This is a genomic window from Lactimicrobium massiliense (assembly GCF_900343155.1).
In the GTDB taxonomy this organism is placed as follows: Bacteria; Bacillota_I; Bacilli_A; order Erysipelotrichales; family Erysipelotrichaceae; genus Bulleidia; species Bulleidia massiliensis.
Genome location: NZ_OUNG01000002.1, coordinates 394,883 through 408,445, shown reverse-complemented (window position 1 = coordinate 408,445; position 13,563 = coordinate 394,883). Strand labels below are relative to the sequence as shown.

Annotated in this window: 15 protein-coding genes; 5 read left to right on the top strand and 10 right to left on the bottom strand. The window is 46.1% G+C overall.

Features of this window, described 5'->3' with window-relative positions:
- Positions 1-31 precede the first annotated feature (31 nt).
- Together DHU66_RS05395 and DHU66_RS05390 are read right to left on the bottom strand one after the other, a co-directional pair.
- Positions 32-886, bottom strand: coding sequence for a MurR/RpiR family transcriptional regulator (locus DHU66_RS05395; protein WP_135358312.1), 855 nt, complete (start codon positions 884-886; stop codon positions 32-34).
- A gap of 95 nt (positions 887-981) precedes the next feature.
- Positions 982-1,287 (bottom strand): hypothetical protein, encoded by a 306-nt coding sequence (locus DHU66_RS05390; RefSeq protein WP_108774853.1) that lies wholly within the window; start codon positions 1,285-1,287, stop codon positions 982-984.
- A gap of 608 nt (positions 1,288-1,895) precedes the next feature.
- On the opposite strand from DHU66_RS05390, the gene DHU66_RS05385 reads away from it, so the two are divergent.
- Together DHU66_RS05385 and DHU66_RS05380 are read left to right on the top strand one after the other, a co-directional pair.
- Positions 1,896-2,537 carry a DUF6088 family protein gene (locus DHU66_RS05385; protein WP_108774852.1) on the top strand — a complete coding sequence of 214 codons (642 nt, stop codon included), beginning with the start codon at positions 1,896-1,898 and terminating at the stop codon, positions 2,535-2,537.
- Positions 2,521-3,432, top strand: coding sequence for a nucleotidyl transferase AbiEii/AbiGii toxin family protein (locus DHU66_RS05380; RefSeq protein WP_108774851.1), 912 nt, complete (start codon positions 2,521-2,523; stop codon positions 3,430-3,432). Before DHU66_RS05385 ends, DHU66_RS05380 begins: the two co-directional genes overlap by 17 nt.
- Positions 3,433-3,623: 191 nt before the next feature.
- On the opposite strand, the gene DHU66_RS12150 is transcribed toward DHU66_RS05380, so the two are convergent.
- The gene (locus tag DHU66_RS12150) at positions 3,624-3,782 is read right to left on the bottom strand and encodes a hypothetical protein (RefSeq protein ID WP_167836277.1); all 159 of its coding nucleotides are present in this window, start codon (positions 3,780-3,782) and stop codon (positions 3,624-3,626) included.
- A gap of 87 nt (positions 3,783-3,869) precedes the next feature.
- On the opposite strand from DHU66_RS12150, the gene DHU66_RS05370 reads away from it, so the two are divergent.
- Positions 3,870-4,643, top strand: coding sequence for an RNA-guided endonuclease TnpB family protein (locus DHU66_RS05370; protein WP_108774849.1), 774 nt, complete (start codon positions 3,870-3,872; stop codon positions 4,641-4,643).
- A gap of 326 nt (positions 4,644-4,969) precedes the next feature.
- On the top strand, positions 4,970-5,761 hold the full coding sequence (locus DHU66_RS05365; protein ID WP_167836276.1) for a LytTR family DNA-binding domain-containing protein: 792 nt from the start codon (positions 4,970-4,972) through the stop codon (positions 5,759-5,761).
- 117 nt (positions 5,762-5,878) lie between these two features.
- Here DHU66_RS05365 and DHU66_RS05360 read toward each other — a convergent pair whose 3' ends face one another.
- The 6 genes from DHU66_RS05360 to ispF form a co-directional block, all read right to left on the bottom strand.
- The gene (locus DHU66_RS05360) at positions 5,879-7,306 is read right to left on the bottom strand and encodes a PTS sugar transporter subunit IIC (RefSeq protein ID WP_108774847.1); all 1,428 of its coding nucleotides are present in this window, start codon (positions 7,304-7,306) and stop codon (positions 5,879-5,881) included.
- A 407-nt stretch (positions 7,307-7,713) separates the two neighbouring features.
- On the bottom strand, positions 7,714-8,583 hold the full coding sequence (gene fba, locus DHU66_RS05355) for a class II fructose-1,6-bisphosphate aldolase (RefSeq protein ID WP_108774846.1): 870 nt from the start codon (positions 8,581-8,583) through the stop codon (positions 7,714-7,716).
- Positions 8,584-8,694: 111 nt separating this feature from the next.
- Positions 8,695-9,042 carry a DNA-directed RNA polymerase subunit delta gene (gene rpoE, locus DHU66_RS05350; protein WP_108774845.1) on the bottom strand — a complete coding sequence of 116 codons (348 nt, stop codon included), beginning with the start codon at positions 9,040-9,042 and terminating at the stop codon, positions 8,695-8,697.
- A 93-nt stretch (positions 9,043-9,135) separates the two neighbouring features.
- Complete coding sequence (locus DHU66_RS05345) at positions 9,136-9,510, bottom strand: hypothetical protein (protein ID WP_135358310.1); 375 nt, start codon at positions 9,508-9,510, stop codon at positions 9,136-9,138.
- A gap of 96 nt (positions 9,511-9,606) precedes the next feature.
- Positions 9,607-10,815 (bottom strand): HD domain-containing protein, encoded by a 1,209-nt coding sequence (locus tag DHU66_RS05340; RefSeq protein WP_108774843.1) that lies wholly within the window; start codon positions 10,813-10,815, stop codon positions 9,607-9,609.
- Positions 10,816-11,292, bottom strand: a complete 477-nt coding sequence (gene ispF / locus DHU66_RS05335; protein WP_108774842.1) for a 2-C-methyl-D-erythritol 2,4-cyclodiphosphate synthase — start codon at positions 11,290-11,292, stop codon at positions 10,816-10,818.
- Between the two features lie 39 nt (positions 11,293-11,331).
- On the opposite strand from ispF, the gene DHU66_RS05330 reads away from it, so the two are divergent.
- Positions 11,332-12,540, top strand: a complete 1,209-nt coding sequence (locus DHU66_RS05330; RefSeq protein ID WP_167836275.1) for a CCA tRNA nucleotidyltransferase — start codon at positions 11,332-11,334, stop codon at positions 12,538-12,540.
- Between the two features lie 441 nt (positions 12,541-12,981).
- Here DHU66_RS05330 and DHU66_RS05325 read toward each other — a convergent pair whose 3' ends face one another.
- Positions 12,982-13,560 carry a phosphoribosyltransferase family protein gene (locus tag DHU66_RS05325; RefSeq protein WP_108774840.1) on the bottom strand — a complete coding sequence of 193 codons (579 nt, stop codon included), beginning with the start codon at positions 13,558-13,560 and terminating at the stop codon, positions 12,982-12,984.
- Positions 13,561-13,563 lie beyond the last annotated feature (3 nt).

Sequence of the window (13,563 nt, the reverse complement as noted above, 5' to 3'; positions counted from 1 at the left end):
AATGCAGCAGACATATTGTACTGCAAAGGCGTTACTGTGCAACTTTTCCAGCGTTCTTGAGCATTGTCTCCTGCTGTTTCAGCCCCTGCATATTGGCTTCATAGTCTCTGGCAAACACAAAGCCATACAGGATATCGGCCAGCAGGCCCATGCCTTCCCAACTGCCAAGTGCCCGCACACCTGTACCTTCGGCATGGAAGGCAGAGTGCAGCACAATTGTGGCATTCTTCTGCAGGCCGGTATGGGCATAACCAGTCAGCAGAATGATCGGAATATTCTTCTGCCGCAGAATTTCCGATACCGACTGCAGGGAAGATGAATTTCCATTGTAGCAGAGCATAATCGCCACATTATCATCCTGCCAGGAAGCTGCCTCAATCAAATCGGTGTTGGGCAGAATCGGCAGCCGTACATCACAATTGATGCTGCGCAGACGGGCAGCCAGTTCCAACTGTACCGGATAGTCTGTGGAATTGCCATAGATCACAACTTTATGATTCCGGGCAATCAGATCTGCTGCCTCCTCCATCTTGGAAAGATCCAGATCATTGAATGTATCCGTCAAGGCACGGTACTTCAAAGACAGGATATGACGGGCAATGCCATCTGCAGAATCATTCTGCTGAATGACAGCATTTGTGACCTCATCCCCGGCAATGAAAGAATTCATTTCCCGGGCAAGCTGTACGCAAAGCTCCTTATGGCCGCGGAAGCCAAGCTTCTTGCAGAAACGGATAACAGTACTCTTGGAGACATACAGCTTTTTGGCAAGATCATCCAGCGGCATTTCAATGACTTCCCGTGTATGATCCAGGATATAATCCGATATCTGATTCTCAGCCGGTGTAAATCTCTCCCGGTTTTTAACTTTATCTCTTACAAGCATATAACCTATTTTAAACGGAATATGAAGACTTTGAAAATGAAAATTGTCTCTGCCTTCCTGCACGCGCCATCCAAAAAAAGCATCCGTATGGATGCTCAGCCCTTCAGCCCAATGAAATATGTAATCCAGCGGACAATGATAATAATTGCAATCATTGTCCAGGTTACCATGGCAGGCATTGTCAGATGATGCTTGTCACGCTTTGCCCAGACATACCAGATACCTACCGGCGGCAGAAATGCACACAACAGATACGCATACCAGTTTTCCTTGCTTAACAGATCCGTAATCCGTTTCTGTCCCTCCGCATCCGTGGTCTGTGCCAATTCACTGCGGATTCTGTCATTTTCCTCTTTCAGCTCTTCTTTGCTGAGCCGCTTGCGGCGATTTGCCTTTGCCATACGATACTACCTCCAGGAACACTTGTCTTCTATTTTATAGGCAAAACGCAGCGCTTTCAACATAATTAAAATGTCTGGCTTGGGAAGAAGCCAGACCGGATGAAATGCGGCACATTGGGGGAAAGCCGCATTTTCCATGAGCCTTTCTCAGAGCCAACCGAATTTCTATTTGGGGTGAGGACAGTACAAACAACTAGGTCAATACTGTATTCGGGGGAAGCTGGCTCCTCAGCAAAAGACTCTTCGTTATTATACGTCGGTTTCTGACAAACCATAGATGCAGAGGGAAAATCACCAACCAAATTCAAGAAATGACGCACTTTTTTCACAAATTTCAGATTCATTTAAGCGGTTTCACAAATAAATAATTCGGTAGAAGCCACTCCCCTTTATGGGGCGGTTTTACTATTAGCCTTGTTTTTCAATATAGTGTTCGATTGTCTCTTGTGATACTTGCCCGATAGGTGCGGCAAAATATCTCACCCCTGCAGAAATCTTCAATGTAAAAGTGATAGAGACTTTCCTTTCGCTTGAAAATTGTCCAGCTCTGAATTAGACTACAAATTAGAAATATATTATTTCTATTTTGTATTAAAGGAGGCGGGCTTATGACACAAGGTGAACAGGTGTATGAATTTCTGAAAAGTAATTTCAAGGAGAATGAGCCGATCCTTCTGGCTGAGATCATGATCCCAGGAATGAATGATGTAACAATTCGTCAGCAATTAAAGAAGCTCACCACCAAAGGACTGATTAAACGCTTTGATACTGGGATTTACTACATTCCCAGGAAATCAATATTTAAATCAGGATCTACACTTTCTGTTGATGACGTAATCAGGATCAAATATCTGAATGATCAAAATGGATGCTGTGGATATCTTGGCGGGCTCCTATTTGCAAACAAAATTGGAATCACTACACAGGTTCCTATGACCTATGAGGTATTTACAAACAAGGCAACCACAAAATACAGAAACACAACAATTGGTAATGTCCGGGTTATACTGAAAAAGCCCTATACAATCATTACAAAAGAAAATGTTTTAGAACTGCAGTTTCTTGATTTAATAAAAGAAGTGGATGAGGTTTCTGAGATCGATGGGCCCAGGCTCCAGAATCAGTTAATATCTTACATGAAAGCAAAAGGAATGAACTTTAATAGTCTTAAGCCATACCTTAAATATTATCCAGATAAGATTTACAAAAACATGTATGAAGCGGGGTTACTGAATGGAATATCTGCATAACAATCGAGCTGAATTTCTAACAGCGATTAACTTGACAACAGAGAAGTATGGTATTTTACCTGCTGTTGCTGAGAAAGACTATTATGTAACTCTGATCCTCCGGGGCCTTGCCGAGCGGCTTCCTTTTATCGTCTTTAAGGGTGGAACTTCCCTATCGAAATGCCATAAGGTGATCAAACGTTTTTCCGAAGACATTGATGTAGCAATTGATGAAAAACTGACACAAAGTCAGCAAAAGAAAGTGAAAGAAGCTATTAAGGCAACTGCAGAGGAACTCGCACTTAGCATTCCTAACCTTGATGAAACAAGAAGCCGAAGAAGCTACAACCAGTATGTTATTGCTTATCACTCTGTTCTGGGCGAAGAAGACAATGCCGCACCGCCAAAAGTTCTCCTGGAAACAACAACATTTGAAGTTTCTTTTCCAACAGTAATTCTTCCAGTACATAGCTATATCGGTGACATGATGGAAGAAGAAGCCCCAGAGGCGATTGAAGGATTCCTGCTTGAGCCATTTACAATGAAGGTACAGGATCTTGACCGTACACTGATTGATAAGACTTTTGCTATTTGCGATTACTACATGAGTGGAGCCACAGAGCGGCACTCAAGACATCTTTATGACATTTACAAATTGCTTCCTCTTGTTCCGCAAACAGAAGAATTTAAGAAACTGATTGAGGAAGTTAGAAACGAACGGGCAAAAGATATTAAAATCTGCCATTCCGCTCAGCCGGGTGTGGATATTACAGAAATCTTGAATGAAATTATTGAAAAGAGGATATACAAGACCGACTACGATAATCTGACTTCAAGAATACTCGAAGAACCTGTGCCCTACGAGACTGCAGTAAAGGGTATAAAAGCTATAGCAGATTCAAAAATATTTTCATAGGGACGCTGCATACAACAAGTTAACAGATGTTCTATTTTGCATATCTTTCTTTCTGACGCATTTCATAATGCAATACCGGCATGTCCTTCTGTCTTTACATAGTAAAGCTGCATCAGACCTGATGAGTACCCGTCCCCACCAGGATCCTGTTTGCAGCAATTGAATCAGAATAGCTCAATACTTATTATCATTCACTCTGTCTGATTGCTTTCATCATCTGAAAGCACCACAGCTCCTTCAGGTTCCAGACAATTCTTTGGCACAAGGATTACCTTGTAATCCAGTCCTTCCGCAAGCTGAACAAGCGCATCAACACCAAGGCAGTGCTTTTTATCTCTTGTTTTCGCCATTTCTTTCCAGTAGTGTTTTTTCAACATCTGCCCGTAATTCTTCCATGCGTAAAACGTGCTGTATGTGATTTTATACTGCCTGAATACATGCAGAAGTTCATGGATGGCAGCTGGACACTGGGAACAGCGAAGCTTGTGGAGCTGAACAACATCTGGTATCTGCATATTTCAGCAACAAAGAGCACAGATGAATTCGAAAGGAGTGATGTGAAGCATGTTGTAGGCATCGACAGAGGTCTCAGATTTCTGGCAACTGTTTATGATGAACAGCAGAAAACACAGTTTTTCAGTGGAAAAGATATCTTACGCAAGCGTGACCGATTCGACGCGGTGCGTGCGCAGCTTCAGGCAAAAGGAACACGGTCAGCCAGACGGAGACTGGCAAGTATTTCCGGGCGAGAGAACCGTTGGATGAGTGACGTCAATCACTGCATCAGTAAGGCACTCGTTCGTAAGTATGGCGCAGGAACGTTATTCGTATTGGAAGATCTGACCGGAGTATCTTTTGAAGAAGACAATATGCACGGGGCAAAGCAAACACACGACTTGCGAAACTGGTCATTTTATGACTTCAAAACAAAGCTGACGTATAAGTCTGGCGAAACTGGCTCTTTTGTGCTGAAGGTAAACCCGCAGTACACTTCTCAGCGCTGCCCAAGATGTGGTGCGGTTATAAAAGAAAACCGTGATCAGAATCTGCACTTATACAAATGCGGCCAGTGCAGGTATTCCAGCAACGATGAACGTGTCGGTGCAATGAATATCTATATGCTCGGTACGCTGTGGGTCAGTGGAAATGAAAAACCGCAGTTCGATAAGATTGAACTGATCGAGCATGCGGAAACCGTGTCAGTGAGTTAGGCTAAGGCTTCGGTATACCGGAGTGCTATCAAACGAGTGTTGTCAATCATCCGGCGATGTAACGCCACAGGAGGTGTAATCCTCGCTTGCAGAAACCAGGAGGCTCAAAAGAGCACATTTGTCCTGGTGGAGGCAGTTACAAGCCTCGTCCCTTTAGGGGCGGGGCAATTGACAAGACGATGCAAAATAGTCTGTACAGGAAATTGTAAGCACGTTCAAATTCTTCTTTCATTGATATCAAAGCAAAATGAAAAATTAATTCTTTTTTGCAAAAAATGTACAAATCATCTGTTTGCGTCGTATACTTTCTGCAGGCAATTATGAGCATGAACAGAAAAGAACTCATCCATCGTACAATGCAGTACATTCTGGATCTGATGGATGTGAATGTAACAAATACATGTGCCTGTCTGGCTGAGGATGTCTATTGGATCGGCATGCATGAAGGAGAGATTTTTCATGGACGGAAGGAAGTGTATCAGAAGCTGGCAGAAGCCGTCCATCCAATGCATGGACAGATTTCAGGCATCACCAGTACCGCAACTGAACTTGCCCCTTCTGCGTTAAGCATCATGACCGAATTCCGAATGATGTTCAGCCAGCCGTCCAATTTCTCCTCGGCAGTCATTATTCGTATTCATGTCATCTGGGCAATGCGCAATGGTATTGCCAGGATTGTCTTTCATCAATCCAGCATTGCTGAGCCAATCAACACATCCTCAAAGATGTTTTCCTTCCAGATGGATGAAACAACCCTTGACCGTTTTCCGCTCAAAGATGACCGTGTGCTGATCCGCGGCCTGAATGACTACTATTTCTACTATCCGGTTTCATCCATATCCTGGATGGAAAGTGTAGACAGATCAACACACACCATGATCCACCTGCCTAACCGCAATATCATTTCCATTGACCGTCTGCGCAGCTTTGATGCCAACTATGGCAGCAGCTTTCTGCGGGTATCCCGATCCATCATGGTCAATCCCTTCTATATCCGCCAACTGACAAGATATCAGCTGCTGATGGACAATGGAGATATCATCCCGGTACCAGAAAAGAAATACATGATTATCAAGAAGGAACTTGCGGACTGGAGCAACAGTTCCATTAAGCGCTGAGCCCAAACCATATACACGCCAAAGGAATCACACGCAGCATCTGTGTGATTCCTTTTCCATCAGGCAAAAAAACAGCTCTGCATTACACAGAACTGTTTTTCAATTATTATGTTCAGCTTACGCTGCAGCAGCCTCTTCCTTCGGTGCCTTGTTTGCTGCAATAACAAACGGTGTGTACAGAAGGATAGAAGAAGCGAAGGCGATCAACTGAGACAGAGCACCCATCAGCTTACCACCAGAAGCCAGGAAGCCCAGCAGTACAGGCGGAGTGGTCCACGGTGCATCGACTACCATCATCGGGCAGAAGCCAATCTTTGTCAGCACATAACCAATGATGACAGAGAGCAACGGTGCGCAGAAGAACGGAACTGCGAACAGCGGGTTCATAACCATAGGAATACCGAAGATGATCGGCTCGTTGATATCGAAGATGCCGCACGGAATAGCCAACTTTGCAATTGCCTTATAATCGTCTCTCTTGGAGAACAGCAGGATCGCAATGATCAGGCCGCCGGTAATACCGGAACCAGTCATAGAGAAGAATGTAGAACCGAAGGCATTGCAGATGATGTTGTAACCAGCAGTTGCAGGCTCAGCAGCTGTCTTGAACGGAATACCTGTCTCGGTATAGATTGCCAGGTTCTCAGCACTTGCCTGTGTCATGAATGCTGTTGTAACAGCAGACATAACGTTAGGTCCATGAATTCCGAAGAACCACAGCAGCTGCATCAGGAAGACAACCAGCAGATAGCCAGGCAGACCAGTCATGATCGCCTTCAGAGGTGCCATGATTGTTGCAATAACCTTGAAGATGTTTGTTCCGATCACATTATTGAAGATGAAGCCAATGATGGCAACAACCAGGATGCAGATGGCAACCGGGAACAGTACAGCGAAGGATGCGCTGACATTCGGCGGTACGGAATCAGGCAGCTTGATTGTAACCTTGCCAGAGTTAACCAGCTTGACATACAGCAGCGTAACCAGAATACCAACCAGCAGACCTACGAACAATGCGTTTGCATCAGTGAAGGACTGCAGGACGCCGGAACCAGCTGCGATGGATACCTGTGTATCCTCAGCAGCCCCCTTGGCAAGCTCCAGTGCACCATTGCTTGCTGTAACGACATCAGAAGCCTTGGCAGTAGCAGTGATGGATGTGCTCATCAGAGTAACCAGGGAAGAAAGCGCCAGAACCGGCACAGTCTTGTCACCATGACGTCCCAAGTTTTCTGCAAAGTGCATTGCCACAAGAATGCAGACATTGACAGCCATGAAATTCATGCAGCCATAGTTTGCTGTTGTAACAATCGGTGTGAGATTCTCCAACCATGCAAGGCCAGGGATGTTAGCCAGCGACAGGTAAACTGTCGTGGATCCTGCCGGATCGTGATGGAATACTACCCACTGGAACAGTGTGCAGAAGGCACCAACGATGACGATCGGCATGTTGTCGATAAAGGCGTCCTTAATGGCGGACAGAACCTTGTTCGACTGCATCTTGCCTGCTACGGTGAGGAGTCCGTTCATAAACTTCTCATTCATAATTATCGAAGTCCCCTTTCAACGCTTTTTATTCTAGGCCTATTGAAAACGCTTGCAACCTCACAGCCCCATTTTGATACATTCTTGCCAGCAAATTCATTTATGTGTAAATTATGTGACACTTAGTTATCTTCATTTTGTGACATTTTTTGTAACAAATTTGTATTTTTGAGTCAAAACCTGCAAAAATGGCAATTTTGATGCGAAATTTCATATTTTTTCCCTTCTGTACGCCTCATTTTTCACCATTCCGATCACCCACATTTACGTATCAATACTCACTTTTCATGCACTGCATCGCTGTTACAGACATGCGCTATTCTAAGCACGTATTCCTTCTCTGACTCACTGATTTCCCACAACAAAAGCAGGCTTCCGCCTGCTCATGTTCATACTTTCAGCTGTAATTACTCAGCCTTGCCGTCAGAACCGTAAGCCTTGATCAGCTCTTCAGCCTTAGCAACGATTGCATCCTGGCCCGGTTTCAGCAGCTTACGAGGATCGTAGCCCTTGCCTTCCAGATCCTTGCCAGCTTCGATGTACTTTCTTGTAGCATCAGCGAAGACCAGCTGCAGCTCAGTATTGATGTTAACCTTGGAAACGCCCAGGGTAACAGCCTTATGAACCTGCTCATAAGGAATACCAGAACCACCATGCAGAACCAGCGGCTTGCCATCAACAGCCTTGTTGATCTCATCGAGTCTGTCGAAGTTCAGGCCAGCCCAGTTAGCCGGATACTTGCCATGGATGTTGCCGATACCAGCAGCGAGGAAGTCAACGCCCAGATCAGCAACTCTCTTGCACTCAGCCGGATCAGCCAGCTCGCCCTGAGAAGTTACACCATCCTCAGTGCCGCCGATACCACCGACTTCGCACTCAACGGAAATACCCTTGGAATGTGCCAGAGCAATGATTTCCTTACTCTTGGCAATGTTCTCTTCGATGTCATAATGAGAACCATCGAACATAACGGATGTGAAGCCAACCTCGATGCACTTCTTGGCACCCTCATATGTGCCATGATCCAGATGCAGAGCAACCGGAACCGTGATACCCATGGAATCATGCAGATCGCGGACCATGTCAGCGACAACCTTGAAGCCGCCCATGTACTTGCCGGCACCCTCAGAGCACTGGATGATTACCGGAGACTTCATTGCCTCAGCAGCAGTCAGAATGCACTTTGTCCACTCCAGATTGTTCGTATTGAACGCCGGAATCGCATAATGACCTGCATGAGCCTTGTTGATCATTTCTGTTGCAGAAACCATTACCATAATCAATTTTCCTCCTAGTTTTTGCATTACCATTTTATCGTTTTCTCACGCAAATGGAAAGCTTTTGCAAAAGAAAGGGAAAGCACACCCCATATGCTTCCCCAATTCCTCTCAATACTTATTATTTTCACTATCCTGATCACTGATATCGAGGCTGTTGTCCTGATCGTCTGTATCCACCTCGTCATCGTCATCATCCAGCTCAATATCCGATGTATCCGTATGAATCTCATCAAACTTTCTGCGGTTGCGCAGATCCCACTTGTTATTCTCCAGTGATGCAAAGCGATTATCCAGCATCAGCTCACTATAGAACTGGCTCTTCTTCCTTCTCTGCTTATCCTCCGGAATATCCATGGACTTGCATACCGCCTGCCATAGCTTCAGAAACTCAATCTCTTTCTTCCGCTTCTCCATGTAGCCATACGCCACATCCGTCATTGTTTCTCTTGCACTCATACCTCAGCCTCCCCGATGCTGCACTTTCTGCAGCTCCAGCTTTAAAACAGCGCGTGAATTGTAAAGCATCCTGTTGCCCATGTCAACGCAATTCTAAGCAGGGTACACAATTTCCCAGATCAGTCTAAGATGACTCGCGGCATCTGTGCCATCCATCACCTTGTATTCCACCATCCACCGGCCTGCTTCCTGCCTGTAATCACACAGCTGCACATCCAGTTTCATCATGCCATATGGCGAAGAAATCTCACTTGTGCCATTGCCCAGATGGGAAATCCTGGTAAGGGAAGAAAAATCTCCCCGCCGCTGCAGAACAATCTCATCTTCCAGAAAAGAAATATCATGACGGTACTGGTTTCCTTCAAAATAGGACAGCCTGTTTTCTTTCAGCAATGCGTCTGTATCCGCAATGATACGTGTTTCTTTTGCCAGCAGATCCTGCTGAATCAGCTTTACATGCACTTTCATGGGTGTCATTTTAAGCCGCTAGAGCACTTTGTCAATTCACATGAACATACAAAAAGACGGCTCTGTATGATGCCGCCTTCCCCTCATGAAAATATTTCAATCTACTTCTTTGGGATAGAAGACCTTCTTCTCATCACGCCCCGGACCATGCGTTAACGAATAGACAATGTTGCTCGCATTGGCCAGCTCACGCACACTGCCATCCGGCATCAGCACAAAGATGGAGCCAGCACTTTCACTATACGGCACATACGGCCGCTGTCTGACTTCATCCTTCTGGAAATAATAATCAGGATCCAGATGCAAATGTGTCAGATTGGCACGGACTCTGCGGTTATGCACAGAACTGGAGTCCCCATATCCAAACAGATGCCGGTTCAATATCCGGGACGCAAGATCAGACACAATCGGGTCCGGATGATGTTCCAGGCATAAGAAACCATAGCTGCAGGTCGACTCATCCAGCCGGAAATATTCATCCAGAGACAGTTTCTGATCTGCCACCAATGATTTCAGTTCCGGAATGATGCTTGGATCAGAAGGATCCTTGAGATCACGCAGCCTTGCAAACAGCGCCGAAAGCATGCTTTCATATGCCCTTGCGACCGGATGATAATACACCTGCCAGTACATGTGATACCTGGCCATGATGTAATTCTCCACGGCATAGACACCGCTCTCCTTGACAAGCATCTGCTGATCTTTGACCCGCAGTGTACGCAGGATGCGTTCCAGGTCAAACGTACCATAGCGGGTGCCTGTAAAGTAGGCATCCCGCAGCAGATAGTCCATCCTGTCCGCATCCAGCTGAGAAGAAATCAATTGTGACAGCAGCGGATTGGCACTCTTATGACGGATGACATTTGCCACATCATGGCTTAATCCCTTCGCACAGCCTTCCAGAATGCCGCGGATCTCAGGATCATGCTCAATCACCCGGCAGGTAATCACTTCATGCGATGTGCGCGAAATTGACTCAAAGGCATGAGAGAACGGGCCATGGCCGATATCATGCAATAGACCTGCACACATCACGGTCAGCTTCTCCCGCTCATTCAATGCAGCACACAGATCCGGCACTTCCGTGACCATTCTGCGCACAATCTCATAGACGCCAAGACTATGGGAGAAGCGAGAATGCTCTGCACAGTGATACACCATGTAGGCACCGCCCAGCTGATGAATTCTCCTGAGTCTTTGCATCCACATGCTGTTAATCAGATCCCAGACCACCTGATCTTCCACATGAATATACCCATGCACAGGATCCCGCAGCACCTTCATCTCATTCGTTCTGGCAAACATTCACCTGTTTTCCTCCAGCAGCACAACCGCCTGGGCCAGCACACCCTCTTCTCTGCCCACAAAACCAAGCTTCTCACCACGGGTTGCCTTCACCGATACATTGTCAATATCCGTATGCAGGCAGGACGCAATGTTCTCACGCATCTTCATGATATGCGGGGCCATCTTAGGCCGCTCAATCATGACAAGCGCATCCACATTGCCAATGTGATATCCCTTTTCCTGCATCATGCGTGCCACTTCCTTCAGAATGATCAAAGAAGATACGCCCTCCCATTTGGGATCCGTATCCGGAAACCACTTGCCAAGATCTCCTAAAGCAAGAGCACCAAGAATGGCTTCCGCCACTGCATGCACAAGTGCATCGGCGTCACTATGCCCCACCAGACCTTTCTCATGCGGAATCTCCACACCGCCCAATATCAGCTTTCTTCCCGCAGCCAGCTGATGAATATCACTGCTTTGTCCAATTCTCATTGTCTTTCTCCCGTTTTCTTTCGATATAATTATACTGCTATGAATCTTCCAGAATATGTCACAATGCTATTGAAAAAGCTCAATGATGCCGGATTTGAGGCCTATGTCGTCGGCGGCGCTGTCCGTGACAGTCTCAGAGGAGAAATTCCCCATGACTATGACATCACAACAAATGCCCTTCCTGATCAGATGAAACAGGTCTTTCATGACTTTCATCTGATTGAAACCGGCATTCAGCACGGTACCGTTACCGTCATGGTTAACCACAAGCCTGTGGAAATCACGACATACCGCAAAGATTCTCCCTACCAGGACCACAGGCATCCCGATCATGTCGAGTTCACCAGTGCGCTCAAAGAAGACTGTCAGAGAAGAGACTTTACGATCAATGCCATGTGTTACCACCCAGATCAGGGATTTGTTGATTTCTTCGGCGGAAAAGAAGATCTGAAAAAAGGAATCATCCGGTGTATTGGCGATCCGGAAAAGCGCTTTGAAGAAGATGCCCTGCGCATCTTGCGGGCACTGCGCTTTGCGGCACGCTTTTCCTTTGCCATTGATCCAGATACGGCGAGAGTACTGCTGGAAAAGAAAGATACACTGTCCTATGTCTCCATGGAACGCATCAATGAAGAATTCACAGGGATCCTGAAAAGCAAAGGATACGCCGACATTCTGGAGGATTACAGAGAAGTCATTGAAGTCTTCCTGCCGGAAATCAAAACCATCCGTGATGACAATTGGAAACAGCTGCATCAGCGCCTCGATGAAGAAACAACCAAGCGTGCAGATATCCGCATGAGCCTGATCCTGTATGCCCTGCAGGACAGAATGCAGGCCAGAAAAGTTCTGAAACGGATGAAGTATTCCAACCATTTCATCGCCACATGCACAGATCTGCTCAATACTGCCGACGATCCAGCCACCAGCGATATTCAATTCAGGCAGGTATTAGGAAGAATGCAGACGGATACAGATACCTGGTTTGCCTTCCAGAAAGCACTGCACCCGGAAATGTCACTGGCAGAAAAGAAGCAGCAGTACGCTCGTCTTACCAATGATGCATACTGCTGGAAACTGTCGCAATTACATATCACTGGCAAAGATCTGATCAAAATCGGCATCAAAGGGATTGCCATCGGTGATACATTGCGTATTCTGCTGGAAAAAGTCATGCATGAAGAAATCCCCAATGAAAAGGAAATTCTGCTGCAGGAAGCACAGAAGTACCACAGCCACCAGAAATAGTCGTGATTTTCAATCATGAACGCAGCAGGCTTCAATCCTTGAAACCACCCTGCCAATCAGCGATCATATTGCATGTAAAAAGGACCACCGGTGACGGTTGTCCCTTCGTTCGCTAAAATAACCGCAAACTTTTCAGGGGTTGGCGGTTATTTTTTTGAATCTTTATTTGATCCAAGTGATACAGCCTGTATCACTAACATGGCTGTCTGTAAGACAATCACGATCATCTCATAAGGACTCATAGGCTCCGCCTTCTAATGCCTGGCATCGTGATAGAAGGGACATCATGCTTCTAATTTCGTGTGTGCATTGGAGGGAACCAACCGCCACCGTACTGGTGATCCATCTGCAGGGATTTTCTTTGTACATCAGATGATCAGGAAAGCATTGCTTACCTACATAAAAAGCAGACAGCCAAAGCCGTCCGCTCTTGATCATAACTTAGCCAATCGGCTGGAAAACGCCATTGTCATCTTTCTTAAACAACGGCAGTTTCTCCAGGAAAAGGATGTCCTTTCTGTTAGCCGCATCGCCTTCTGCCAAGACTGCTGCTCTGCATACAGGCTGTGCCCCTGCCTTGATGGCAAGATCCTCAATAGCCTGCAGAGATTCCCCAGTGGAAATGACATCATCAATCAGGCAGATTCTCTTTCCTTTCAGAAGCTGTGCATCATTGCCATCCAGATACAGCATCTGCGGCTTTGCCGTGGTAATGGACTTCACTTCATGTGATACCACATTCTGCATGTAGCTCTTCACACTCTTTCTGGCCACCACAAACTGTTTTAAACCCAGCAGCCGGCTGACCTCATAGGCCAGGGCAATTCCCTTGGCTTCTGCTGTTAACAGCTGTTCAATCGGACCGTTTTCCTGAATCTTTTCAACAAGCTGCTTTGCGGCAGCCTGAATCAGTTCGGTATCACTGATGATCACAAAACTGGCAATGGCGGTATCATCACTGATCCCAATGACTGGCAGCTGTCTTGTGACACCTGCCACATGCAATGTATAGGTCTGCATGAT

Excerpts from the sequence above, each read along its gene's own strand:
- DHU66_RS05395 (WP_135358312.1), bottom strand. The coding sequence starts at position 886 with ATGCTTGTAAGAGATAAAGTTAAAAACCGGGAGAGATTTACACCGGCT.
- DHU66_RS05390 (WP_108774853.1), bottom strand. The coding sequence starts at position 1,287 with ATGGCAAAGGCAAATCGCCGCAAGCGGCTCAGCAAAGAAGAGCTGAAA.
- DHU66_RS05385 (WP_108774852.1), top strand. The coding sequence starts at position 1,896 with ATGACACAAGGTGAACAGGTGTATGAATTTCTGAAAAGTAATTTCAAG.
- DHU66_RS05380 (WP_108774851.1), top strand. The coding sequence starts at position 2,521 with ATGGAATATCTGCATAACAATCGAGCTGAATTTCTAACAGCGATTAAC.
- DHU66_RS12150 (WP_167836277.1), bottom strand. The coding sequence starts at position 3,782 with ATGGCGAAAACAAGAGATAAAAAGCACTGCCTTGGTGTTGATGCGCTT.
- DHU66_RS05370 (WP_108774849.1), top strand. The coding sequence starts at position 3,870 with ATGCAGAAGTTCATGGATGGCAGCTGGACACTGGGAACAGCGAAGCTT.
- DHU66_RS05365 (WP_167836276.1), top strand. The coding sequence starts at position 4,970 with ATGAACAGAAAAGAACTCATCCATCGTACAATGCAGTACATTCTGGAT.
- DHU66_RS05360 (WP_108774847.1), bottom strand. The coding sequence starts at position 7,306 with ATGAATGAGAAGTTTATGAACGGACTCCTCACCGTAGCAGGCAAGATG.
- fba (WP_108774846.1), bottom strand. The coding sequence starts at position 8,583 with ATGGTAATGGTTTCTGCAACAGAAATGATCAACAAGGCTCATGCAGGT.
- rpoE (WP_108774845.1), bottom strand. The coding sequence starts at position 9,042 with ATGAGTGCAAGAGAAACAATGACGGATGTGGCGTATGGCTACATGGAG.
- DHU66_RS05345 (WP_135358310.1), bottom strand. The coding sequence starts at position 9,510 with ATGAAAGTGCATGTAAAGCTGATTCAGCAGGATCTGCTGGCAAAAGAA.
- DHU66_RS05340 (WP_108774843.1), bottom strand. The coding sequence starts at position 10,815 with ATGTTTGCCAGAACGAATGAGATGAAGGTGCTGCGGGATCCTGTGCAT.
- ispF (WP_108774842.1), bottom strand. The coding sequence starts at position 11,292 with ATGAGAATTGGACAAAGCAGTGATATTCATCAGCTGGCTGCGGGAAGA.
- DHU66_RS05330 (WP_167836275.1), top strand. The coding sequence starts at position 11,332 with ATGAATCTTCCAGAATATGTCACAATGCTATTGAAAAAGCTCAATGAT.
- DHU66_RS05325 (WP_108774840.1), bottom strand. The coding sequence starts at position 13,560 with ATGCAGACCTATACATTGCATGTGGCAGGTGTCACAAGACAGCTGCCA.